At 71.7% G+C, this 21,643-nt stretch carries 20 protein-coding genes; 5 read left to right on the plus strand and 15 right to left on the minus strand.

From position 1 onward, the window contains the following. Positions 1–9 precede the first annotated feature (9 nt). The 5 genes from RUR49_RS18470 to RUR49_RS18490 form a co-directional block, all read right to left on the minus strand. The gene (locus tag RUR49_RS18470) at positions 10–957 is read right to left on the minus strand and encodes a 3-hydroxyacyl-CoA dehydrogenase (RefSeq protein ID WP_409147874.1); all 948 of its coding nucleotides are present in this window, start codon (positions 955–957) and stop codon (positions 10–12) included. Continuing rightward, complete coding sequence (locus RUR49_RS18475; RefSeq protein WP_409147875.1) at positions 957–1,766, minus strand: SDR family oxidoreductase; 810 nt, start codon at positions 1,764–1,766, stop codon at positions 957–959. Before RUR49_RS18475 ends, RUR49_RS18470 begins: the two co-directional genes overlap by 1 nt. Positions 1,767–1,796: 30 nt before the next feature. Next, positions 1,797–3,878, minus strand: coding sequence for an ABC transporter permease (locus tag RUR49_RS18480; RefSeq protein ID WP_409147876.1), 2,082 nt, complete (start codon positions 3,876–3,878; stop codon positions 1,797–1,799). Continuing rightward, positions 3,875–5,422, minus strand: coding sequence for a sugar ABC transporter ATP-binding protein (locus RUR49_RS18485; protein WP_409147877.1), 1,548 nt, complete (start codon positions 5,420–5,422; stop codon positions 3,875–3,877). The genes RUR49_RS18480 and RUR49_RS18485 overlap by 4 nt, the downstream gene beginning before the upstream one ends. Positions 5,423–5,531: 109 nt before the next feature. Continuing rightward, positions 5,532–6,659: a sugar ABC transporter substrate-binding protein gene (locus RUR49_RS18490; RefSeq protein WP_409147878.1), complete on the minus strand. Its 1,128-nt coding sequence runs from the start codon at positions 6,657–6,659 to the stop codon at positions 5,532–5,534. 215 nt (positions 6,660–6,874) lie between these two features. Here RUR49_RS18490 and RUR49_RS18495 point away from each other — a divergent pair, with 215 nt between their 5' ends. Next, positions 6,875–7,558: a GntR family transcriptional regulator gene (locus RUR49_RS18495; protein ID WP_409147879.1), complete on the plus strand. Its 684-nt coding sequence runs from the start codon at positions 6,875–6,877 to the stop codon at positions 7,556–7,558. A gap of 15 nt (positions 7,559–7,573) precedes the next feature. On the opposite strand, the gene RUR49_RS18500 is transcribed toward RUR49_RS18495, so the two are convergent. Beyond that, entirely contained in the window at positions 7,574–8,410 is an 837-nt protein-coding gene (locus tag RUR49_RS18500) for a shikimate dehydrogenase family protein (RefSeq protein WP_409147880.1), read from the minus strand. A 212-nt stretch (positions 8,411–8,622) separates the two neighbouring features. On the opposite strand from RUR49_RS18500, the gene RUR49_RS18505 reads away from it, so the two are divergent. Both RUR49_RS18505 and RUR49_RS18510 read left to right on the plus strand, forming a co-directional pair. Next, positions 8,623–9,327: a CoA transferase subunit A gene (locus tag RUR49_RS18505; protein WP_409147881.1), complete on the plus strand. Its 705-nt coding sequence runs from the start codon at positions 8,623–8,625 to the stop codon at positions 9,325–9,327. Between the two features lie 14 nt (positions 9,328–9,341). Further along, positions 9,342–9,995, plus strand: a complete 654-nt coding sequence (locus RUR49_RS18510; protein ID WP_409147882.1) for a CoA transferase subunit B — start codon at positions 9,342–9,344, stop codon at positions 9,993–9,995. A gap of 20 nt (positions 9,996–10,015) precedes the next feature. On the opposite strand, the gene RUR49_RS18515 is transcribed toward RUR49_RS18510, so the two are convergent. The 3 genes from RUR49_RS18515 to RUR49_RS18525 all read right to left on the minus strand — a co-directional run bounded on the left by RUR49_RS18515 (position 10,016) and on the right by RUR49_RS18525 (position 12,846). Further along, on the minus strand, positions 10,016–10,795 hold the full coding sequence (locus tag RUR49_RS18515; protein WP_409147883.1) for an enoyl-CoA hydratase/isomerase family protein: 780 nt from the start codon (positions 10,793–10,795) through the stop codon (positions 10,016–10,018). A 2-nt stretch (positions 10,796–10,797) separates the two neighbouring features. Continuing rightward, positions 10,798–12,105, minus strand: a complete 1,308-nt coding sequence (locus tag RUR49_RS18520) for a phenylacetate--CoA ligase family protein (protein ID WP_409147884.1) — start codon at positions 12,103–12,105, stop codon at positions 10,798–10,800. 102 nt (positions 12,106–12,207) lie between these two features. Continuing rightward, the gene (locus tag RUR49_RS18525) at positions 12,208–12,846 is read right to left on the minus strand and encodes an SAM-dependent methyltransferase (protein ID WP_409147885.1); all 639 of its coding nucleotides are present in this window, start codon (positions 12,844–12,846) and stop codon (positions 12,208–12,210) included. A 182-nt stretch (positions 12,847–13,028) separates the two neighbouring features. Here RUR49_RS18525 and RUR49_RS18530 point away from each other — a divergent pair, with 182 nt between their 5' ends. Both RUR49_RS18530 and RUR49_RS18535 read left to right on the plus strand, forming a co-directional pair. Beyond that, the gene (locus RUR49_RS18530) at positions 13,029–13,826 is read left to right on the plus strand and encodes a class I SAM-dependent methyltransferase (protein ID WP_409147886.1); all 798 of its coding nucleotides are present in this window, start codon (positions 13,029–13,031) and stop codon (positions 13,824–13,826) included. Next, on the plus strand, positions 13,823–14,557 hold the full coding sequence (locus RUR49_RS18535; RefSeq protein WP_409147887.1) for a methyltransferase domain-containing protein: 735 nt from the start codon (positions 13,823–13,825) through the stop codon (positions 14,555–14,557). Before RUR49_RS18530 ends, RUR49_RS18535 begins: the two co-directional genes overlap by 4 nt. Here RUR49_RS18535 and RUR49_RS18540 read toward each other — a convergent pair. The 6 genes from RUR49_RS18540 to RUR49_RS18565 are packed head-to-tail and all read right to left on the minus strand — an operon-like array spanning position 14,550 to position 21,640. Continuing rightward, positions 14,550–15,692 carry a cytochrome P450 gene (locus RUR49_RS18540; RefSeq protein WP_409147888.1) on the minus strand — a complete coding sequence of 381 codons (1,143 nt, stop codon included), beginning with the start codon at positions 15,690–15,692 and terminating at the stop codon, positions 14,550–14,552. The genes RUR49_RS18535 and RUR49_RS18540 overlap by 8 nt on opposite strands. A gap of 1 nt (position 15,693) precedes the next feature. Further along, entirely contained in the window at positions 15,694–16,524 is an 831-nt protein-coding gene (locus tag RUR49_RS18545; RefSeq protein ID WP_409147889.1) for a phytanoyl-CoA dioxygenase family protein, read from the minus strand. Positions 16,525–16,538: 14 nt separating this feature from the next. Then, positions 16,539–18,242, minus strand: coding sequence for an AMP-binding protein (locus RUR49_RS18550; protein ID WP_409147890.1), 1,704 nt, complete (start codon positions 18,240–18,242; stop codon positions 16,539–16,541). Then, the gene (locus RUR49_RS18555; RefSeq protein WP_409147891.1) at positions 18,239–20,038 is read right to left on the minus strand and encodes a phytanoyl-CoA dioxygenase family protein; all 1,800 of its coding nucleotides are present in this window, start codon (positions 20,036–20,038) and stop codon (positions 18,239–18,241) included. The genes RUR49_RS18550 and RUR49_RS18555 overlap by 4 nt, the downstream gene beginning before the upstream one ends. Further along, the gene (locus RUR49_RS18560) at positions 20,035–20,325 is read right to left on the minus strand and encodes an acyl carrier protein (RefSeq protein ID WP_409147892.1); all 291 of its coding nucleotides are present in this window, start codon (positions 20,323–20,325) and stop codon (positions 20,035–20,037) included. The genes RUR49_RS18555 and RUR49_RS18560 overlap by 4 nt, the downstream gene beginning before the upstream one ends. 10 nt (positions 20,326–20,335) lie before the next feature. Beyond that, the gene (locus RUR49_RS18565) at positions 20,336–21,640 is read right to left on the minus strand and encodes a polysaccharide pyruvyl transferase family protein (RefSeq protein WP_409147893.1); all 1,305 of its coding nucleotides are present in this window, start codon (positions 21,638–21,640) and stop codon (positions 20,336–20,338) included. Between the last annotated feature and the right edge of the window lie 3 nt (positions 21,641–21,643).

Raw genomic sequence — 21,643 nt, forward strand, 5'->3', positions numbered from 1 at the left:
GAGGCGGCGTCACTCTCCGATGTCGCGGGCGGCGCGGCGCTTGTGGGCGGCGAGCGCCATCAGCCGCCGGTCGCGCCACTTCTGGCGGTCCACCAGCCCGTCGGCCGGCACCGCCGCGCGGCGGTCGCGCTCGATGCCCTCGAGCACCGGCCCGGCCCAGTCGACGCGCCGCGTGAAGGCCGGGTGCAGCTTCTCGTAGATGCCCTGGTAGCGCTCGACGTAATCGCGCACGCCGCCCGGCGCGTTGAGGTCGATCGTCTCGAACGGCCCCATGAACGACCAGCGCAGCGCCAGCCCCTCGCGGATGCCGACGTCGACATCCTCGACGGTGGCATAGCCGTCGGCGACGAGGCGGAAGGCTTCCTCGAGCAGCGCGCCCTGCATGCGGTTCATCACGAAGCCGTCGAGCTCGCGCTTCATCACGATCGGCGCCTGGCCGGCGGCGACGAGGAACGCGCGGGTGCGCTCCACCGTCTCGGCCGCCGTCCACGGCGCCGGCACCACCTCGGCGGCGGGGATCAGATAGGGCGGGTTGATCGGGTGGACGACGAGGCAGCGATGCCGCCCGGGCAGATGGTCGGTGAAGGCCGACGGCAGGATCGCCGAGGTCGAGCTCGCCAGCACGGCGTCCGCAGGTGCCAGCGCGTCGAGGCGGGCGAACAGCGGCCGCTTCACCTCGAGCCGCTCCGGCGCGTTCTCCTGGACATGGGAGACGCCGTCGAGCGCCTCCTCCAGCGTCTCGGCAGCCGTGATGCGCGCGAGCACCGCCGTTGGCGTCGCGCCGTTCAGGAGGTCGTTCTCGGCGAGCGTCGGCAGCACCTCGGCGATGTAGGCGATCGCCGCCGCGGGTGCCGTCTCCGCTTCGTCCCACAGCCGCACGGCGTGGCCGGCGCGGGCGAACGAGATCGCCCAGGCGCGCCCGATGAACCCTGTTCCGATGATCGCGACGTTCGCCATCACAGCGTCTCGACGTTGCCGTCGACGCCGAGCGACTGCCCGGAGAGGTTGGCGCCGAGGTCGGAGAGCAGGAACGCCACCATCGCCGCGACGTCGTGCGGGCTCACCATCCGCCGGAGCGAGACGCGCTCGATGTAGCGCTCCTCCATCTCCTCGTAGGAGATGCCGAGCTGGGCGGCGCGGTCGCGGATGACGTTGGTGATGCGCGGCCCCTCGACGATGCCGGGCAGGATGGCGTTGACGCGGATGTTCGAGGGGCCGAGCTCCTTGGCGAGGCTCTGGGTGAAGCCGATGACGCCGAACTTCGCCGCCGAGTAGGGGGAGCGGAAGGCATAGCCGTGCCGGCCGGCCGCCGACGACATGTTGACGATCGAGCCGCCGCCCGCCGCCTTCAGCATCGGCACCGCGCGGCGGGCGCAGAGGAACTGCCCGGTCAGGCCGATGTCGAGACAGCGCCGCCAGGCAGCGGGGTCGATCTCCTCGACGCCCCCCGTCGGACCGGCGATGCCGGCGTTGTTGATGAGCGCGTCGAGACCGCCGAAGGCGCTGGCGGCCGCCGCGAACAGCCGGTCGACGTCGGCCTCCGATGAAACGTCGGCCACCTCGGCGGGCGAATCCGGGTGCGTCTTGCGGAAGGCGAACAGCGCCGCCTCGTCGACGTCGCAGACGATGACGCGGGCGCCGTGGCGAAGGAGCCGGTCTGTGATGGCGAGGCCGATGCCGGCGGCGCCGGCGCTGACGAGCACGCGCTGGCCGGCGAGCCCGGCGGTGAGGTCTTCGGCGGCGGCGGCGGGGGAGGTGGAGGACATCGCGGGCACTTTCCGGACAGGCGGTGAGGATCAGGCGCGGCGTTCGCGGAGCGCAATGACGGCGCCGAGCACGACGACGCCGTAGAGGATGGCGCGGGTGGCGTAGGGCAGGTTCGAGCCGGCGAGCAGCGTCTGCAGGGCGGTGAGCAGCAGCACGCCGCCGAGCATGCCGATGTAGTGGCCACGCCCGCCGGTGATCAGCGCGCCGCCGACCACCACCACCGCGATCGACGGCAGCAAGTAGTCGTCGCCCATGCCGAGGCTCGCCTGGCCGGAGAAGCCGGTGAGCATCACGCCGACGAGCCCGGCGCAAAACGCCGACAGCACGTAGACCCAGATCAGCGTCCGTCCGACGGCGATGCCGGAGAGCTCGGCGGCGCGCGCGCTGTTGCCGATCGCGTAGACCCGGCGGCCGAACGGCGTACGCGCGAGCAGCACGACCGCGGCGATGGCAAACAGGACCACGAAGATCACCACCGGCGTGACGACGCCGCCGAGCCGCGCCGTCATGAACCAGCGCAGCAGCGGTGACGAGAAGCCGGACGGCGTGCCACCCGAATAGACCAGCGCGAAGCCCTGGATCATGCCGTTGGTGGCGAGCGTCATGACGATCGGCGACAGCCCGAGCACGACGATGCCGATGCCGTTCATCAGCCCGATCAGGCAGGCAATCAGCAGCACCGCCGGCAACGCCCAGACGAGCGGCGCATCGGCGCCCTGCACGAAGCCGGCGAGCAGGATGCCGGAGAGCCCGATCGTCCACGGCACGGAGAGGTCGAGGCCGCCCGTCAGGATCACCGTGCCCTGGCCGAGCGCCAGCACGGCGAGGAAGCTCGACAGCACGATGATCGAGTTCCAGTAGCCCCAGTTCAGCACCGTGTTGCCGAGGGTGAACTGCGTGACGATGATGACGGCGACGAGGAACACATAGGCGGGCAGGGCAATCTTCAGCCCCTCGCCGTGGCGCACCCAGAACGGCGCCGTCGGATTCGCCTGTTTCGCCGCCCGGGTCGCCCCGGTGGTGTCGAGCCGCATGTCCGGCCCGCCGATCTGGCGGGGAAGCGTGCCGGCGCGCCAGGCCTTGAGGTGGGTGGCGACGCCGCGGACCTGGCGGGCGAGCACCGAATGGCCGCTGAGCGATCCCGCCAGCACCGCCAAAAGCAGGATGATGCTCTCGGCCACCGTCGAGTAGTAGGCCGAGACGTTCAGCACGAGCAGGATGTTGACGACGATCATCAGGATGTAGGCGCCGAAGATCGTGCCGACGGCGCCGCCGCGCCCGCCACCGAGCCGTGTACCGCCGACGACGACGGCGGCAAACATCGAGAGTAGCAGCGAGTTGCCGATGAGCGGGTCGCCCGAGCCCGTCTGGGCGCTGATGAAGACACCCGCGAGGCCGTAGAAGCCCCCCGCGAGCGTGTAGGTGGCGAACTTCACGAGGTCGACGCGCACGCCGGCCGAGCGCGCCGCCTCCGGGTCGGAGCCGACCGCATAGAGCGCGGTGCCGTAGCGCGTCGACTTCAGCCACAGCCAGAACAGGATGACGACGCCGAGCACGACGAGCGGCATCGGCAAAAGGTTCGGGATGGCGTCGCCGAGATAGAAGCTGCCGAGGCTCGGCGAGACGAAGCCGCCCGGCTTGTCCATGACGAGCAGTGTCACGCCCTGCAGGATGAACATCGTCGACAGTGTCACGACGATCGGCTGCAGGCGCAGGAAGGCGATGAAGAAGCCATTGAAGGCGCCCGCCGCCATGCCGATGGCGATGCCGATGGCCGTCCACAGCGCCACCGACGCCTCCATGTCGGCCATGTCCATGTTGGACGCGAGCACGGCATTGACGAAGGAGATCACCGCGCCGGCCGACAGATCGAACCCGCCCGACAGGATCACCAGCGTCTGGCCGACCGCGGCGAGCGCCAGCGTGGCGCCGCCCGACGACAGGAAGGCGATGTCGAAATAGCTGAGCGGCCCCGGGCTGATCGCGTCGACCGCGAACAGCAGCACCGCAAAGACGATGATGGCCGTCAAAAGCCCGCGGTGCCGCTCCAGTCGCGCTCCGAGGCGGGCAGACGGCCGCGTCGTCGACGTCGAGGTGGTCGCGGCGCTCATGCCGCGAGCTCCGCCGCCGCCGAGCCGCCCCCAAGGGCCGGCCGCATGATGGCGCCCTCGGTCAGGTCCTTCGCGGCGATCTCCGCGGCGACCTTGCCGCCGTAGAGCACAACGACGCGATCACACAGGTGCACCAGCTCCGGAACCTCGGTCGAATGAAGCAGGATCGAGCCGCCGGCCTCGGTGAAGGCGCGCATCAGCACATAGAGCTCGTGCTTGGTGCCGACGTCGATGCCGCGGGTCGGATCGAACAGCAGCAGGATGCGGCTCTGGGCGAGCAGCCACTTGGCGATCGCGATCTTCTGCTGGTTGCCGCCGGAGAAGCTGCGCACCGGCATCCACAGCGCCCGCCGGTCGACCTCCACCTGCGCGAACGAGGTCTCCACCGCGCGGGTCTCCGATTGGCGTCCGATCAGGCCGCCGTGGCTGAAGCGGTCGATCACCGGCAGCGAGGCGTTGTGCTTGCCGGAGAGGTTGAGGAACAGCGCCTCGGTCTTGCGGTCCTCCGGCAGCAGCCCGATGCCGATGTTGGGCCGCAGCGCCTCGGCCGGCGAGGTGATCGACACCGGCCGCCCGTCGACGCGGATCTCGCCACGGCGCACCGTGCGCAGGCCGACGCAGGCGAGGAAGAGATCGAGCTGCCCCATTCCCTGCAGCCCGGCGACGCCGAGAATCTCGCCGCGCTTCAGCGACAGCGACACCCCGTCGAGCTTGGCGCCGGCGGTGAGGTCGTGTGTCGAGAGCACCTCCGGCGGCGGCACGGCCGGCGCCGCGGGCCGCGGCGGAAAGGTCTTGGCGATCGAGCGGCCGATGATCATCTCGATCACCGCCTCGTCGGCGAGCGAGGCGGTGGCGGCGGTGGCGATAGCGCGGCCGTTGCGCAGCACCGTCAGCCCGTCACAGAAGGCGCGCACCTCCCGCATGCGATGCGAGATGAAGACGATGGTGACGCCCTCGGCCTTCAGCCGCGCGATGATCTCGCCGAGCCAGTCGACGTCGCGGCCGGCGAGCGTCGAGGTCGGCTCGTCGAGGAGCAGGATCTTCGGCTTGCGGTAGACGGCCCGCGCGATCTCGATCTTCTGGCGGACCGCCAGGTCGAGGTCGCGCACCTCCGCCCCGAGGTCGACGTCGAAGCCGAGGCTGTCGATGTGGGCGCGCACCGCCGCCTCGGCGGCGCGACGGCGGATCATGCCGGTCAGCCCCATGGGGGCGTAGGGCAAAAGCATGTTGTCGAGGACGGTCAGGTCCGGGACGAGCGTCATCTCCTGGAACGCCGTCTGGATGCCGCGGGCGTGGGAGGCGCGCGGCGAGCGCAGCCGCACTGTCACGCCGAACACCTCGAAGCTGCCGCGATCGGGCTCGATCAGGCCGGAGAGCAGCTTGACGATGGTCGACTTGCCCGCGCCGTTCTCGCCGAGCAGCGCGTGCGCCGTGCCCGGGGCGATGTCGAACGACACGTCGTCGACCGCCACCGTCGCCCCGAACGCCTTGCGGACGTTGCGCACGGAGACCGCGGCGCGGCTGCTGCTCGATCCCTCGGACAAGGCGGTGGCCTCCACGCATGACCCATCGACCGGCGGGGTGCGCCGGGGCGGGGAACCGTCGCGGCGGGCCGGGGTCGCCGGCGCCGCCGCGCTTTTCAGTGGTCGAGGATCAGTTCTCGGGCTGGCCGACGAGGGCGGCGTTCAGGCCGACTTCCGGGGTCTGCTCGGAGAAGATCGAGGCGAACCAGCCGGGGTTCGGGACGATCGAGGGCAGGAAGGCGTTGCAGCCGTCCTTCATCTCCTGCCAGGTGCCTTCCTTGCAGAGCTTGATCGTCTCGTTGGTGACGATCGGCAGCGGCAGCACCACCTTCTTCGGCACGTCCTTGCCCTCCAGCGCCTCGACGGCGAGCTTCAGGGCGAGCGCACCGGAGTAGGGCGGCGAGGCGTAGGAGATGCGCGGCGCGCCCATCGGCGCATACGGCATCGCGGCGCCTTCCACCTCGGTGCCGACCGGCAGCGTCTGGATGCGGCCGCCGTTCGAGCCCTCGCCGGCGCACGGCAGCAGCTGCTCGATGGTCTTGCCGGCCTCGAGCTGCATGGCGTTCGCCGTGTAGCAGCCGACCTGCATCCACAGGCCGTCGACGCTGTCCCAGTTGTGGGTGGCGAGGATCTTCGACAGCTCGGTGCGGGCGACCGCCTGGCTCCACATGCCGACCGCCTCGGCGACGATCTTGATGTCGGGGTGCTTGGCGAACACCTCCTTGGCGGCCTTGGTGCGCAGCGTGTCGACCGAGGTGCCGGGCACGCCGGTGATGGCGATGATGTTGCCCTTGCCGCCGAGCTTGTCGACGAGCCACTCCGCGGTGACGCGGCCGGCCTCTTCCTGGTCAATCGAGATGTTGTGGGCGCAGGGCTCGGTGATCTCGCCGTCATAGGCGAAGATCTTGACGCCCTTGTCGCAGGCGTTCTTGACCACCTGGTTCAGCGCCGTCGGCGAGATCGGGAAGATGACGATCGCCTGGGCGCCGGACTGCACCATCGCGTTGATCTGCTGGATCTGGCGCTGGGCGTTCGGGCCGGCCACCTGCACCTGCAGGTCGACCTTGTCGGCCATGCTCTTGTGAGCCGCCATCGCCTTGACCATGTTGGCGGCCTCGGCCTGCCAGTCATTGCCGATGTAGCTCATGCTGAGGAAGATCTTGTACTTCTCGGCAGCCTGCGCCGAGGCGGCCATGCCGAGCCCGGCGGCGAGCGCCAGCGCGGCCGCGGCGGTGCCGCGGATCGATCGGAAACTCATCTCTTTCCTCCCATGTGCCGGGCGGCCCGCGCCGCTCCAGGTCTCGTTTATTGTCGGGCCGCGCTCTCCGGCGGGCCGCTTATTCGTGATCATAGATCACAGATCAAAGATGCTGCAAGGGGGCGAGGGCGGCGCTATGGTTGCTGTGGACAGGCGGCCCGGCTAAGCACCGCGGGTCGGCCGAAGGGGATGGTCCGACGGACCAGAGGGCATTCATGGCCGAGGCGACGACCGATATTCGGAGCGATTTCAGCGTCACTCCGCTCGTCCGCGACACCATGCAGGAGCGGGTCTACCGCCAGGTCTCCGACCTCATCCTCGACGGCGAGATCGCGCCGGGCCAGGTCGTCACCATCCAGAGCCTCGCCGACGCCTTCGGCGTCTCGACGATGCCCGTGCGAGAGGCGCTGAAGCGGCTGACGGCGGCGAGCGCGCTGACCTTCGTCACCGGCCGCGCCATGGGCGTGCCCCGCCTCGACCGCGACCGCCTGATCGACCTGCGCAACGTCCGCGTCGAGATGGAGGGTACCGCCGTCCGCTGGGCGGCCGAACGCATCGACGAGGCGACGCTCGAGGAGGTCCGGCGCATCTTCACGGCGATGGACAAGGCGATCGCGGCCGGTGACGTGAAGGGCTTCCTTCGCGGCAACCGCGCCTACCACTTCACCATCTACCGGGCGTCCGGCTCGCCGGTGCTGGTCAACGTCATCGAGACGCTGTGGCTGCAGATCAGCCCGTACTTCAATCTCTTGCGCTCGTCCGGCAACTACGTCTCGTCGAACGTCCGCCACCGCACGTTGCTGCGCGGACTGTCCGACCACGACCCGGAGACCGCCGCCCGCGCGCTCACCGACGACATCGACGGCGCCTTCGACGTGCTGCGCGGCCTCCTGGCCTGACCCTAGGGCTAGCCTTCAGAGCCCCAGGAACGCCTGCAGCAGCACCATCTGCTCGTCGAGCATCGCCCGTCCGGGCACCGTCCGGCAGCCGTGCCGCGCGGCCTCCGCCAGGATCGGCGTCTCCACCGGCGTCATCACCACCTCCGCCACCACCGCCTCCGCCCGGATGCCGGAAAGATCGAGCGGAAGCGCGTCGCCCGCCTTCATGCCGAGCGCCGTGGCGTTGACGACGATGTCGGCCATGCTCGCATCGCCCGCCGCCTCTGCCCGCGCCCGGCAGGTAGGAAACGCCGCCGACACCGCCGCCGCGAGTGCCGCGCCCTTGGCCGCATCGCGGTTGATGATGACGAGCTCCGCGGCGCCCGCTTCGGCGAGCGCAAAGGCGATCGCCCGCCCGACGCCGCCGGCGCCCGCCTGCAGCACGCGCTTGCCCGCAACCTCGATGCCACGCCGCTTGAGGCCGGCGACGAACCCGATGCCGTCGATGTTGTCGCCGACGAGCCGTCCGTCCCCCTCGCGGCGCACGAAGTTCACCGCCCCGACGGCGCGGCCCCGGTCCGTCACCGCGTCGAGAAGCGGTAGGATGGCGATCTTGTGCGGGATGGTAATGCCGAGGCCGACGAGGTTGCGCATGATGCGGGCCGCGGCCAGCATCGTCGGCAGGTCGTCCGCCGGGACGTGGGCGGGGGAGGCGGAGAAATCGACGCCCGCGCCGGCGAAGTGGCCGTTGATGACGGCGGTGCCGACGACGTGTGCCACCGGATCGGCGAGGAGCAGGAACACCTTGGTCCGGCCGGTGATGCGCCGCTCTGCCGTCGGCACGCTCGTCTGCTCGCCCGTCTGCCCGCTCATGCCCACCCGTCCCGTTCGATTAGGAGAACGGCTCTCTAGCACCGCCACGGCGATCCGGCACCACCAGCCGCACCACCGCAGCCACCATCCCCCCGTTGACGGCGCCTTGCGCTTGCGATTGACACCATCCCGCGCTGCACCCTTCATTGTGCATCGCCGGACGGCCCGAGCCGGGTCCGCCGCTTCCCGCCGACCCTGAAAGGATGCTCCGCTTGAGGAAAGTCTATGCCAGCGCGACGGAGGCGCTCGCCGGCCTGTTGCGCGACGATATGATGATCATGTCAGGCGGCTTCGGCCTGTGCGGAATCCCGGAGGCGCTGAACGACGCCCTGCGCGATTCCGGCGTGAAGGGCCTCACCGTCGTCTCCAACAATGCCGGCGTCGACGGCATCGGCCTCGGCCGCCTGCTGGAGACGCGGCAGATCCGCAAGATGATCTCGTCCTATGTCGGCGAGAACAAGCTGTTCGCCCAGCAGTTCCTCGCCGGCGAGCTCGAGCTCGAGTTCACGCCCCAGGGCACGCTCGCCGAGCGCATCCGCGCCGGCGGCGCCGGCATCCCGGCCTTCTTCACCAAGACCGGCGTCGGCACGCTGGTCGCCGAGGGGAAGGACGTGCGCGAGTTCGACGGCGAGAAATACGTCATGGAGCGCGGCCTGTTCGCCGACGTGGCGCTCGTCCACGCCTGGAAGGGCGACACGGAAGGCAACCTCGTCTACCGGAAGACGGCGCGGAACTTCAATCCGATGATGGCGACCGCCGCCAAGGTGACGATCGCCGAGGTCGAGCACCTCGTCGAGGCCGGCGAGATCGACCCCGACCACATCCACACGCCGGGCATCTACGTGCAGCGCATCGTCCACCTGAAGGACCCGGTGAAGCGCATCGAGCAGCGCACCGTCCGCAAGCGCGCCGCCTGAAGGGAGCACGTCTCATGGCCTGGACCCGTGACGAGATGGCCGCCCGCGCCGCCAAGGAACTGCGCGACGGCTTCTACGTGAACCTTGGCATCGGCATTCCGACGCTGGTGTCGAACTACATCCCCGAGGGCATGACGGTGTCGCTGCAGAGCGAGAACGGCATGCTCGGCATGGGCCCGTTCCCCTATGAGGGGGAGGAGGACGCCGATCTCATCAACGCCGGCAAGCAGACCGTCACGGAACTCCCGACGACGAGCTACTTCTCGAGCGCCGACAGTTTCGCGATGATCCGCGGCGGCCACATCGACCTCTCCATCCTCGGCGCCATGCAGGTGGCCGAGAACGGTGATCTCGCCAACTGGATGATCCCCGGCAAGATGGTGAAGGGCATGGGCGGCGCGATGGACCTCGTCGCCGGCGTCAAGCGCGTCGTCGTGCTGATGGAGCACACGGCGAAGGGCGAGCCGAAGCTCCTGAAGCGCTGCAACCTGCCGCTGACGGGCGCCGGCGTCGTCGACCTCGTCGTCACCGACCTCGGCGTCTTCGCGATCGACAAGGCGAAGGGCGGCATGACGCTGATCGAGACCGCGCCCGGCGTGAGCCTCGACGAGATCCGCGCCCAGACCGAAGCCGACTTCACCGTCGCCGGCGACCTCAAGGCCGCCTGAAACAACACGGGGGCGGGGCCTCAGCCCCGCTTCCGCTCGCCGAACGCCTTCACCCGTGCTGCCGAATCCGGGTGGGCGAACGCCTCGATCGTCGCGGCGTGCTCGAGGGCGACGGCGCGCCAGAGCGCTCCGCCGAGGTCGCGGAGTACCGTCTTCTTCAACCGCGCCGTCGAGAAGCGCGACTTAGCGGCGATGCGGCCGGCGATCTCGAGCGCCGTCTCCAGCATCTTGTCCTTCGGCACGACGCGATTGACGAGTCCGAGCGCTTCGAGCCGCGCCGCACTCTGGCGCTCGCCGAGGAGCAGGAGCTCCATCGCCCGCTGGTGGCCGATCGCCTGCGGCAGCAGGTGGGTGACGCCGCCGGTGACGAACTGGCCCCAGTCCATCTCGGGGAAGAAGGCGACGAGGTCGTCGGCGGCCACCACCAGGTCGCAGTTGATCAGCCACTCGAAGCCACCACCCACGGCGAAGCCGTGAATGGCCCCGACCACGGGCTTGTCGGAGCCCATCAGGAGGCGCGTGATCGCCTGGATGCGGTCGACGTGGGTGCGGATCGACTCCTCGTCGGCGCTCTGGGCGTCGTATTCCTTTAGGTCGTCGCCGGCGCAGAAGGCCCGGCCGGCGCCAGTCAGCACCACCGCACCGGTGTCGGGATCGGCGAAGGCCACGGTCAGGGCCGCCGCCATGTCGTCCATCAGGTCGCCGCTCATGGCGTTGAGCCGCTCGGGCCGGTTCAGGGTCACGAGGCCAACGGCGCCGCGGCGCTCGTAGTGGGCGAAGCGGGGCGGGGCGGCGGCCATCGTCAGGTCCTCTCGATCAGGCTGGTCTTGCCGTCGGTGCGCGGCAGGCTGTCGGGCGCGACGAGCGTCACGACCGCCGCCGCGCCGGCGAGGTCGCGCACCGCCGCCTCCAGCGCCCGCGCGGCGCCGGGCCAGTCGGCCGGCGCGAGGCCGTGCGCTGCCTCTGCGACGATGGCGATTCGGTCATAGGGGCCAGGGCCTTCGAGGCGGATGCGGAAGTGCCCTGTCGACAGCCCCGTTTGCCCCGCGACGGCCTTCTGAACCGCCGTCGGGAAGACGTTGACGCCGCGCACGTTGAACATGTCGTCGGTGCGCCCGGTGACGCGGAAGCGCCAGGACGTCCGCCCGCAGGCACAGGCGCCGGTGCCCGTCACCGTGATGACGTCACGGGTGCGGAAGCGCAGCAGAGGCTGGCACTCCTTGGCGAGGTGGGTGCAGACGAGCTCGCCCGTCGCCCCCTCGCGGATCGGCAGCGAGCGGCCGTCGGCGTCGACGATCTCCGCGAAGATCGCATCCGAGCCGTGGAAGTGCAGGTCGGTGGTGCGCTCGCACTGGCTGCCGAAGTTCGAGATCACCTCCGACATGCCGTAGTTGGCGTTGCGCACGCCGAAGCCCCAAATCGCCTCCATGCCGTCACGGAACGCGATGTTGTCGAGCCCGGCCTCGCCGCCGAAGAGGCCGAGCCGCAGCCCGAGCACCCGCGGCGCCGAGCCGGATTCGCGCAGCATCTTCTCGAGCAGCGCCGGGTAGGAGGGCGTGCAGGAGATCGCCGTCACCTTCAGGTCGAGGATCGTCTCGACGAGCTTGGCCGTATTGCCGACGCCGAAGGGGACGACGCAGGCGCCGGCCTCCTCCAGCGCCAGGTGGTCGGTGACGCCGCCGGTCCACAGGCAGTAGTTCAGGCAGTGCACCACCCGGTCGCCGGGCCGGAGCCCCGAGGCGAACAGGGCGCGGCCGCCGATGCGTGCCGTCAGCGCCGCGTCCGCGCGCGAATAGGCGAGCTGCAGCGAGCGCCCGGTGGTGCCCGACGTGCGATGCAGCCGCACGACGCGGTCCTCGCCGGCGGCGAGATAGTCGCCGAACGGATAGGCGCGCTCCTGGGAGTGGCGGAGCTCGTCCTTCTCGGTGAACGGCAGCTCGCCGATGGCGTCGAGCGGCAGGTCTTCCGGCGCGTCGGCCCCGAGCTTTTCGCGATAGAACGCCGAAGCGCGCACATGCCGCCACTGCGCCGGCCAGAGCCGGTCCTGATCGGCCCGCACCGCTTCGGCACCGAGGGTCTCGAACTCGGGGTGCAGCATCGCGTCGGCCATCAGACGATCTCTCCCCCCGGGGGCACTGCCTCTCGGCGCTGCCGCGCCATCCCTCTCACGACGCTGCCGGCCCCGCGTTGATCTTTCTCAGGGTGATTGGGGTCACGGCCGCAGCACGTAGAAGCGCCGCCCGCCCCACATCGTCGGGTAGATCGGCCCGACCGGCTCCACCGTCCGGTAGCCGCAGTCGCGGGCGAGGCGGATCAGCGACGGCTCTGTCAGCCACACGGAGATCGGGTTGCCCCAGGAGGCCTGCGCCGTGTCGCGCTCCGGATAGTCAACGCCGAAATAGCCGTCGCCATAGGGGCGGATGTCGATCTCCCACGGCTCCGGCTCCTCGCGGATCAGCTCCGGCACGTGCACCTGGGTGTCGAGGACCAGGACCCGCGCCGTCAGCGCCCGGTGGAACAGCGTCACCTGGTCCTCGAAGGTCAGGTGGTAGAGCAGTCCGAGCACGAAGACGTAGTCGAAGCCGTCGAGCGGGAAGTCGCGGATGTCGGACTCGACGAAGGTGACGCCCTGCCACTGCTCCGCCGGCGGCAGGCGCTCGCTGCGGGCGTCGACGGCGGTGACCTTCAGCCCGTAATGGTTCGCCATGATCGAGAACCACAGGTGGCCGGCGCCGAGATCGGCCGCCGTGCCGCCCGGCTTCAGCTCGGTCTTGAGGATGTGGCGGAAGGCGGCCGTGCGGAACTTCGGCAGCGAGGCGACCGTCAGCGGTTGTCGGGGCGATGCAGTCACGGGTGTCCGCCGAAGGTGATGCCGGGGCGGGAGCGGCCCCCCGGTCGAAGCCGAACGATGGGCCGCGCACCGGCCGATTGCAACGGGACGCGACGGCCGGGCACACGGCTGGGAACGTTGCGGCGCCCGTGTCGGCCGCCGTAAGCTCGCGCCGCGCCGGTGGATCAGGCGCGGGAGATTCCATGAACGACCTGACGGACCCCGTCGCGGCCGATCCAACCGAGCCGGTGGACGAAGCCGCCGCCCTGCGGCCGCGCGCCTATGCCGGCCAGTGCGAGATGTGCGGGGCGAAGGGCGAGTTCGTCGGAACCTCGCTGGGCGCCCGCGAATCGTTCCCGTGCCCGACCTGCCGGGCGACGCTGCGCTACCGCGAGCAGGCCGGCGCCATCCTCACCCACTTCGGCCGCGGCCGCTTCTCGTTCTTCACCCGCTTCGTCCGCTTTCCGGAGTGCCAGACGCTCGCGATCCTCGAGGCGGCGATCCGCGGCCCGTTCACCCGCTACCTCAAGGGCCACCCCGGCTACGTGCAGTCCTACCTCTTCGAGGATGTGCCCCCCGGCGAGAGCCGCGACGGCGTCGTCTGCCAGAACCTCGAGGCGATGACCTTCGCGGACGAGAGCTTCGACCTCGTCATCACCTCCGACGTGATGGAGCACGTCGCCGACGTCGGGAAGGTGGTGGCGGAGGTGGCGCGCGTGCTGAAGCCCGGCGGCGCCCACGTCTTCTCGATCCCGCTGAAGTTCCCCCTGCGCGACCACTCGCAGGCGCGCGCCCGCCTCGTCGGAGGCGAGATCGAGCACCTGATGGAGCCGCGCTACCACCGCTCCGGCACCGACACGCCGTCCCTCGTCTTCACCGACTTCGGCCGCGACCTCGTCGACCTGCACGCCCGCCACGGCCTGCGGGCGACCTTCCACCGCTCGCACCCGTTCGTGAAGCGCCTCGTCCACAGCGCCGCCGTCATCGCGGTGCGGCCATGACGGCGGCCGCAACCACCGCCGCACCCGTCCCGTTCGACTACGCCTGCACCGTCTGCGGCCAGCCGTTCCCGGCTGGTGAGTTCGCGGCGCCCGGCGCGATCTGCGGCTGCGGTGCCGGCCGGCGGACCATGGAACTCGCCGCCGCCGTCCTGCACACCCACGCCCACGGCATCCACGCGACCCTGCTCGAGCTCGCCGAAGACTCCGCCATCCCGCCGCCGCGGGTGCTCGACCTCACCCTCGACCCTGCGCTCGCCGCGACGGTTCCCGACCACCTCGTCCGCGGCGACCAGTTCGGCGCCGGCAAGGCAGGCGAGGGCAGCGCGGGCACCGTGGCTGGCGCGATCCCCGTCGACCTCGCCGCCCTGCCGGCCGCCAACGCCAGCCTCGATCTCGTGCTCCTGCGCGACGTGCTGTTCTGGGTGCCGGATGTGGCGGCCCTTCTCGCCGAGGTTGCGCGCGTGCTCGCCGACGGCGGCCACGCCGTCTTCCAGGAGAGTTTCGTCTGGCAGTTCCCCGAGACGACGGTCGAGGCCGATCCCGCCGTCGAGCCGAAGCGCCGCCCCGCCGGCGCAACCCGCAAGCCCGAGCGGCGGGTGGTCGGCGCCGACATCCTCGACCTGATGGCCGCCGCCGGCCTCTCGGGCTTCGGCTACCGCCCAGGCCTCGCCGTCGACCCGCACTACCGCGATCTGCTGCTGGTCGCCCGCCGTCGCCCGCGCCTCAGCTGAGCGTCACCGGCAGCCGCTCGAACGCCAGCATGTCGCGCGACGCCCGCCGCCGCGCCGGCTCCGTCCCCGGTGCGAGCCGGAAGCGTTCGACCAGCCGCTGCAGCGTGATCGCCATCTCCGCCCGCGCCAGCCGCGCGCCGAGGCAGGCGTGCACGCCACCGCCGAAGGCGAGCAGCGGCGGGCCGCGCCGGTCGAGCTGGAGCGTATCCGGGTCGGAATAGGCGAGGGGGTCGCGGTGGGCGCTCTCCAGCACCGCCACGACCGCCGCGCCGGCCTCCAAGACCTGCCCGCCGATCTCGCGCCGCGCGGTGGCGATCCGTGGGTTGAGCCGCGCCGCCGGCCCGGCGAGGCGCAGCGCCTCCTCGACGAACCCCGCCACCAGTCCCGGCTCCGCCCGGAGCCGCTCCTGGAGGTCCGGCCGCCGTGTCAGCAGGTCGATCGCGTTGCCGAGCGCCGACGCGGTCGTCTCCACCACCGCCGTGATGATGAAGAACTCCAGGTCGGCCAGCGGCACGTCGTTCGTGCCCGCCAGCGGCAGCCGCCCCACGGCGCGTGGTGCCTCCGCCAGCAGCGCCCGCACGGCGGCTGCCACCGGCTCGAGCCGCCGCGCCTCGCGGAGCGGCGGCAGCGGCCGCCAGATCGTCGCGATGTCCTGCCCCATCGCCCGCAGCCGCGCGACGTCGTCCACTGAAAGCCTGAGCCCGCGTGCGGCCATCGTGTTCGGTACCACGTCGGCGATCATTGCCACCGCATCGATGGTCGTGCCGGCCGCGAGCGGCGCCAGGGTGTCCGAGACGAGCGCCTCGATCGCCTCCGCCGGCCACTGCGCCGAGAGACCCGCCACGTAGGCCTTCAGGATCGGCCGCACGGCCGCGTGCGTCGCCCCGTTCTGGAAGATCGCCATGCCGTCGAGCAGTCCGGCCAGCGCCGCCGCGCCGGGGTCGGTGCGCGCCGTCAGCCGGCGGATGCCGTCCGCCGGGTTCGCCGCGGCGAAGCAGGGATCGCGCAGCAGCGCCACCACGTCGGCATGGCGCGTCACCAGCCACGCCTGGTCGGCGAGCGACCACACCGGCGGCCCCGGCGTCTGCGGCTCCGGGCCACCCCGCGATGGCGCGTCGAGATCGACCGCCGCCACGTCAGCCCCCGGCTGCACGGCGATCGGCGGCGCCCTCGAAGATCACCCGCATGCCGGCGCGGATCGACTGTGCGTGCCGCTTCACCGCATCGGGGTGGAAGTCGGCCTCCGGACCCTCCTCCAGCGCGAAGGTGCCATGGTCGCGGCCGCGGACCAGGGTGGCGAAGTTCTGCCGGCCATCGGCCTGCGCCACCTCGGCCGGCAGGTAGCGGATGGCGAAGCCGGTGCGCCGGCTGCCACTGCGGTTCGGCTCGGACCCGTGGATGACGAGGGCGTGGTGGATCGACATCTGCCCGGCCCCGAGCTCGGCATCGACGGCGCTCGCCTCGTCGAGATCGGCGAGCACCCGCTCGCGCCGGCCGAGCAGGTTGTCGGGGTCGGACGTGTCCTCGTGCGGCACGACCGTCCGATGGCTCCCCGGCAGGAACCGCACGCAGCCGTTGTCGCGCCGGCTCGGCGTCAGCGCCAGCCAGGCGGTGACGGCGCGCGGCTCGGCGAGCTTCCAGTGCGTGGCGTCCTGGTGCCAGGAGACGAACTTCTCGTCCTTGCCACTCTTCGAGATGAAGCTCGTGCCCCAGCAGAGCAGGTCCGGACCGAGCAGGTCGGCCACCGGCTCGACGATGCGCGGGTCGTGCACAAGGCCCCACAGCCAGCGGACGAGGAGGTGTGGCTTGGCGTTCATCGAGGGCGGCAGCCGGCCGGCGCGCGCCGCCTCCAGCGCCTCGAGGCTGGCGAGGTGGCCAGCCACCTCATCGGGGCCGAGCACGTCGACGGGCGCAACGAAGCCGTCCCGCTCGAAGGCGTCGCGCTGCGCGGGCGAAAGTACAGCCATCGCTCGATCCCCCATCAGGCGGCCGCGCCGGCGGTCGTCGTCGCGGCGATCCGCAACTCGCCGCCGAGAAACAGCGCCCGCGTCCGCTGGCGCTGGATCTTGCCGCTCGAGGTGCGCGGCAGCGCGCCGTGGGTGAGCAGCCCCACCACCGGCACGACGCCGTGCGCCTGCGCCACCCGGTCGCGAAGCTGCGCCATCCGCGCGGTGCGGTCGAGGGCGGCGAGATCACGCGTGCGGATCTCGCAGAGGAGCGCCAGGCTCTCGCGACCGTCGACCGGCACCGCGAAGGCCGCCGCCGCGACGACCTCCGTCCCCGGCTCGCTCAGCACCGTGTCCTCGACGTCGACGGCGTGCAGCTTGCGGCCATAGACGGCGACGATGTCCTTGATGCGGTCGATGATGGCGAGCTCGCCGCCGGAGAGCGCCCCGACGTCGCCCGTCGGCAGCAGGCGCAGGCCATCCGCCGATGTGAACGCCGCCTCGAACGGGACCACGGCCTGATCGGCGCCCGCCCAGGTGCCGAGCGCGATGTGGGCGCCGCCGATGCACACCTCGCCGATCTCCGGTGCCCCGACGGCCTCCGCCGCCGCCCCCTCGATCGGCCGGAGCCGGACGCTGCAGCCGGGCGGGGTGACGCCGCAGGAAACGCGCGACAGCGGTGGCGCTCCCGTGTCGGTGCCGACCGTGGCGAACTCGGCGACGCCGGTGCCGTAGAGACGGGCCGAGACCAGCAGCGTCGCCTCGGCGAGGCCGTAGCACGGCATCAGCGCCGAAGGGTCGAAGCCGACGCCGGCGAAGCGGTCGGCGAAGGCCGAGAGCGTCGCCGCCCGCACCGGCTCGGAGCCGCAGAAGGCGACCTTCCAGCTCGAAAGGTCGAGCCCGCCGTCGCCGCCGTCGGCCGGGGCCCGCCGGACGCAGAGGTCGAAGCCGAAGTTGGGGCCGCCGGCGATGGTGGCGCGGTGCTCGCTGATCGTGCGCAGCCAGCGCATCGGCTTCTGCAGGAAGGCGTTCGGCGGCATCAGCACCGAGACGCCGCCCACATACAGCGGATGCAGGATCGAGCCGATCAGCCCCATGTCGTGGAAGGGCGGCAGCCAGGAAACGGTGACGTTGTCCTCGTCGGCCCGCATCGCCGCCTGGATCATCCGCTCGGCGGCGGCGATGTTGCCGTGGGTGATGACGACGCCGCGCGGGGCCCGCGTCGAGCCGGAGCTGTATTGCACCAGCGCGAGTGCGTCGGCACCGGGCTCCGGCGGCAGCGCCCCCACCGGCCGCCGTAGCGCGCCGGCGACGAGCCGGCGGGTGCCCTCGGGCAGGCCGGGCAGGTCCTCGTCCGCCGCCTCGCACACCACCGCGAAGGGGCGGCAGTCCGCCACCACGGCGACGAAGCGCTCGCGGTTCGCCGCCACGGCCGGATAGGGCACCGTCACGGCGATGGCGCCCGCCCTGAGGCAGGCGAGAAAGGTGACGACGAAGCGCGTACCCGGCCCGAGCGCCAGCACCACCGGCCGCCCGGCGGCGCCCTCGACGATGAGGCCGGCAGCGGTCTCGTCCACCGCCGTCATCATGTCGGCATAGGTCAGGCGGTCGGTGACGGCCTCGCCGCGCGCGAGGAAGCGCACCGCGTCGCGGTCGCCCCGCGTCTGCGCATGGCGGCGCAAGGCGGCAAGCAACGGCTCGGCCGCGGTGTCCGAAGTCCGGGGCGTGGGCGCCGTCATTCCGGCGGGCCGTCCGCGCCGGAGGCAGGACGGGACTGGCGGATCTCGCGCGTCACCACCCCCATGAAGCGCCGCAGCACCTGCCTGTGTTCGGCGAGCGCCGTCGGATCGAATTCGCTCGCCGGCGCCTGCTCGAGGTCGAAGGTGCCGTGGTCGCGGCCGCGAACCAGCGTCGCCGAGCCGCGGGTGGCGCCCGCCTGCTTCAGGTCGCCGGCGATGTAGCGCACCGCGAAGCCGACGCGGCGCATCGCCGAGCCGTTCGGGCGCGAGCCGTGCACGGTCAGGAGGTGGTGCAGCGACATCTCGCCGGGCGCCAGCACCACGTCGACCGCCTCCGCCTCGTCGACCTCAACGAGGATCTCCTCGCGGCCGAGCAGCATGTTGGAGCGATCGCCGCTGTCGCCGTGCGGCAGCGGAGTCTGGTGGCTGCCGAAGACGACACGCATGCAGCCGTTCTCGGCCACGCTCGGCGTGAAGGCGATCCAGGCCGTCAGGGCATCGGGGCGGGCGAGGCCCCAGTAGGTGGCATCCTGGTGCCAGGGCACGTGGTCGGGGGTGCCGGGCTGCTTGTTGAAGAAGCTCGAGGCCCAGCACAGGATGTCCGGCCCGAGGACCGCCTCGACCGGGTCGAGTACCCGCGGGTCGTGGACGAGGTCCCACAGCCACGGGATCAGCAGGTGCGGCTTCAGGGCGAGCGCCGGCGGCAGGCGGCCGAAGCGCGCGGCCTCGATCGCCTCCAGCCGGGCGAGGCGGTCGGCCGCCTCCTCGGGCTCCATCACCCGGATCGGAAAGAGGGCGCCGTCGCGCCGGTACCGGAACAGGGCCTCGGGGTTCAGGGTGGAAGCCACTGCCGGCTGATCCTTGTTCGTCGCGTCCACCGCGTGGTCCACGTTAGGCTCCCGTGTGGGAGCGGACAATTCGGCGGCCTCGGTCTCCCGCCCCGCATGATGCAGCCAGCCGACCTCCCGCACCGGCGCCGGTGGCCGGCCGCGGCGGCGCAGGTAGGCCTGGCTTCCCGCCTTCACGAGGTCGAGCGCCGCGGCGATCGAGCTCGTCGAGAGCCCGCCGTGGATCTGGTGGAACGTCGCCTCGCCGACGATGCGGATGAGCTGCGTCCCCGGCAACGCCAGCGCCCGCGTCAGCGTGTCGGGATTGACCATGCCGCCGCCGGGCTCGGTGAAGGCCTCGTCGTAGCCCCCGAGCTCGTCCCAGAGGGCGCGCGGCAGGAACAGCGCATTGCTCTCGAGCAGCGGCCCGGTCGGTGGGTCGCGGACCTCGCAGGTGGCGATCTCGAACAGGCGGGAGCCGTCGGCCGGCCAGCCGATCGAGGCGAGCAGGGCATCCTCGGCGGCCTGGTCGTAGCCGTCCTCGCCGCTCAGATATTGCCGCTTCGGCCCGAGCTGCCAGTTGAGCGGCGCCACCACCGCCCGCGGATGCCGGCGCGCAGCCTCGACGCAGGCCTGCACGAGGCCGGGCGAGGCGAGGCGGGCACCGTCGATCCAGACGCCGATGAGGGGCGCGCGGGCCGCGGCCAGCCCCTCGTTGACGGCCCGCACCGGCGAGGGCGTCACCTGCGAGCATCGCATGACCCTGACCGACGCGCCGAAGGCCGCCAGTGCACCCTCGTCGGGCAGCACCCGCGAGCCGTTGTCGAGGACGACGATCTCCACCCGCAGCGACGGGTCGAGGCGCTGGTAGGGCGGCGACAGCGACTGGATCGTGCGCGGCAGCTCGCGCGCCATCTCGTGGCAGACCACCACGAGGGAAACGTCCGGCGATGGGCCGGTTTCGCTCATGCGGCCGGCTCCGGCGTGCCGGCCGATCCCGTCCCGTCGCTGGCGTAGGCGGCGACGAAGGCCTCGATGCTCGGGTTCTCGAAGAACTGGATCGGGTCGACCGGCACGCGGAACTCCTCCTCCAGCACGCCCGCCATCACCACCGCCTCAACCGAATCGAGACCGAAGGAATCTAAGCGCGCCGCGGTCGGAAAGCCTTCCACCGGCAAATCAAGAACGGAGCTTATGTAGTTGACGAGCCACGTCCTGAGCGTCTCCGCATCGATGGGTAGACGGTTCGCTGTCACGCCGTGTTCCTCATGCTCGCATCGTCTCGCCGGGTCGCGCTGACGCCCCCGTGTCGTCCGTGCCGTCGGATGGCGTAGCCGCCGCCAGCGCCCGCACCAGCGCGGCCCCGTCGGCGCCCGCTCCGGCCCGAAGTCTGGCCTCCTCGAGCAAGGCCCGGCGAGCATTCGTCTTCCCGCCGCCCCCGGTGATGATCGCCGCGATACGCTGCCAGTGCGCATCGAGGCGCTCGGACAGGCCCACGGGAAACGCCACGCTGCCCTCGTCCAGCCGGGCAACGGCGCGCGCAAACGCGCCGGGCCAGTCGCGGGCGAGGTCGGCGGCGCGCCCGGTGTGCTCGAGGAAGCCGCCGAACTTGCGGTAGCTCGGTCGCGCCACGAGCACCCCCGGCACGCCATAGGCCGCGCTCGCGATGTAGCCGTGGAGAGAGGCGCCGACATAGAGCGCCGCGAAGGCCAGCGCCGCCGTGATCTCGCGCAAGTCCCGCGGATCATCGAGCAGGACGTGGCGGGCCGTGATCAGCGGCGAGATCGCGCGGGCGAGCGCCGGGTCGTCGTGGCTCTCGCCGACGGCGACGAGCAGCGGCACGAGCCCCGTGGTCGCGGCGAAGCGGTCGATCTCGGCGGCGATCCGGGCGAGCGGCACGCCGGCGACGGAGCGCCGGCGCAGATGGATCGCCACGTGGCGGTCCTCCGCCGTGCCGCCCTTGCGGGCGATCAGTCCGGCGAAGTCCGCCTCGAGCGACCGGCGCGGCCACAGGCGCGGCAGGTCGGCCACCGTGTCGGGAACGATCGTGACTTCGACATCGTCCGGCGCGCCGATGAGATCGGCGGCACCACGGTCGCGCAGCGAAACGTAGTCGGCGGCCCTCAGCGCCGCAGCGACGGCGTCGGCCTGCGAGCGCCGGAGCGGGAAGGGCACGCCGGGGGCGTTCCAGACGACCGGCACATCGTGGAGCGCGACGGCGAGCGTCGCCCCGAGCCAGAGGCCGGCGCCGCCCCAGTCGGTCACCGCGCCGGCTTCGTAGTCCTCGATGAAGGTGAGCGGGAAGGTGTGGACGATGTAGCCGCCGCCGATCAGCACCGCGTCGACGCGGCCGTCGGTCTCGAACATCTCCGCGAGACCGAGCGAGGGCAGGGCGCCCGGCACCGGCGGCGGCCCGCCGCGCGGCGCCACCGCCACCACCTCGACGCCCGCCGCCGCCAGCCGCTGCTGCGCGATCAGCGGGAACATGAGGTCGCCGTAGTTCGCCATGTCGAACATGCCGGTGATGAACACCCGGCGGCCGTCGGAGGGCGGTGCGCTGGCCGGCGGCATCGG

The sequence above is a fragment of the Pseudoxanthobacter sp. M-2 genome (assembly GCF_046156265.1).
Lineage (GTDB): Bacteria > Pseudomonadota > Alphaproteobacteria > Rhizobiales > Segnochrobactraceae > CAMDHY01.

What these genes read in the sequence shown, in the direction of transcription:
- RUR49_RS18470 (WP_409147874.1), bottom strand. Translation starts at nt 957, where the DNA reads ATGGCGAACGTCGCGATCATCGGAACAGGGTTCATCGGGCGCGCCTGG.
- RUR49_RS18475 (WP_409147875.1), bottom strand. Translation starts at nt 1,766, where the DNA reads ATGTCCTCCACCTCCCCCGCCGCCGCCGCCGAAGACCTCACCGCCGGG.
- RUR49_RS18480 (WP_409147876.1), bottom strand. Translation starts at nt 3,878, where the DNA reads ATGAGCGCCGCGACCACCTCGACGTCGACGACGCGGCCGTCTGCCCGC.
- RUR49_RS18490 (WP_409147878.1), bottom strand. Translation starts at nt 6,659, where the DNA reads ATGAGTTTCCGATCGATCCGCGGCACCGCCGCGGCCGCGCTGGCGCTC.
- RUR49_RS18495 (WP_409147879.1), top strand. Translation starts at nt 6,875, where the DNA reads ATGGCCGAGGCGACGACCGATATTCGGAGCGATTTCAGCGTCACTCCG.
- RUR49_RS18500 (WP_409147880.1), bottom strand. Translation starts at nt 8,410, where the DNA reads ATGAGCGGGCAGACGGGCGAGCAGACGAGCGTGCCGACGGCAGAGCGG.
- RUR49_RS18510 (WP_409147882.1), top strand. Translation starts at nt 9,342, where the DNA reads ATGGCCTGGACCCGTGACGAGATGGCCGCCCGCGCCGCCAAGGAACTG.
- RUR49_RS18515 (WP_409147883.1), bottom strand. Translation starts at nt 10,795, where the DNA reads ATGGCCGCCGCCCCGCCCCGCTTCGCCCACTACGAGCGCCGCGGCGCC.
- RUR49_RS18520 (WP_409147884.1), bottom strand. Translation starts at nt 12,105, where the DNA reads ATGGCCGACGCGATGCTGCACCCCGAGTTCGAGACCCTCGGTGCCGAA.
- RUR49_RS18530 (WP_409147886.1), top strand. Translation starts at nt 13,029, where the DNA reads ATGAACGACCTGACGGACCCCGTCGCGGCCGATCCAACCGAGCCGGTG.
- RUR49_RS18535 (WP_409147887.1), top strand. Translation starts at nt 13,823, where the DNA reads ATGACGGCGGCCGCAACCACCGCCGCACCCGTCCCGTTCGACTACGCC.
- RUR49_RS18545 (WP_409147889.1), bottom strand. Translation starts at nt 16,524, where the DNA reads ATGGCTGTACTTTCGCCCGCGCAGCGCGACGCCTTCGAGCGGGACGGC.
- RUR49_RS18550 (WP_409147890.1), bottom strand. Translation starts at nt 18,242, where the DNA reads ATGACGGCGCCCACGCCCCGGACTTCGGACACCGCGGCCGAGCCGTTG.
- RUR49_RS18555 (WP_409147891.1), bottom strand. Translation starts at nt 20,038, where the DNA reads ATGAGCGAAACCGGCCCATCGCCGGACGTTTCCCTCGTGGTGGTCTGC.
- RUR49_RS18565 (WP_409147893.1), bottom strand. Translation starts at nt 21,640, where the DNA reads ATGCCGCCGGCCAGCGCACCGCCCTCCGACGGCCGCCGGGTGTTCATC.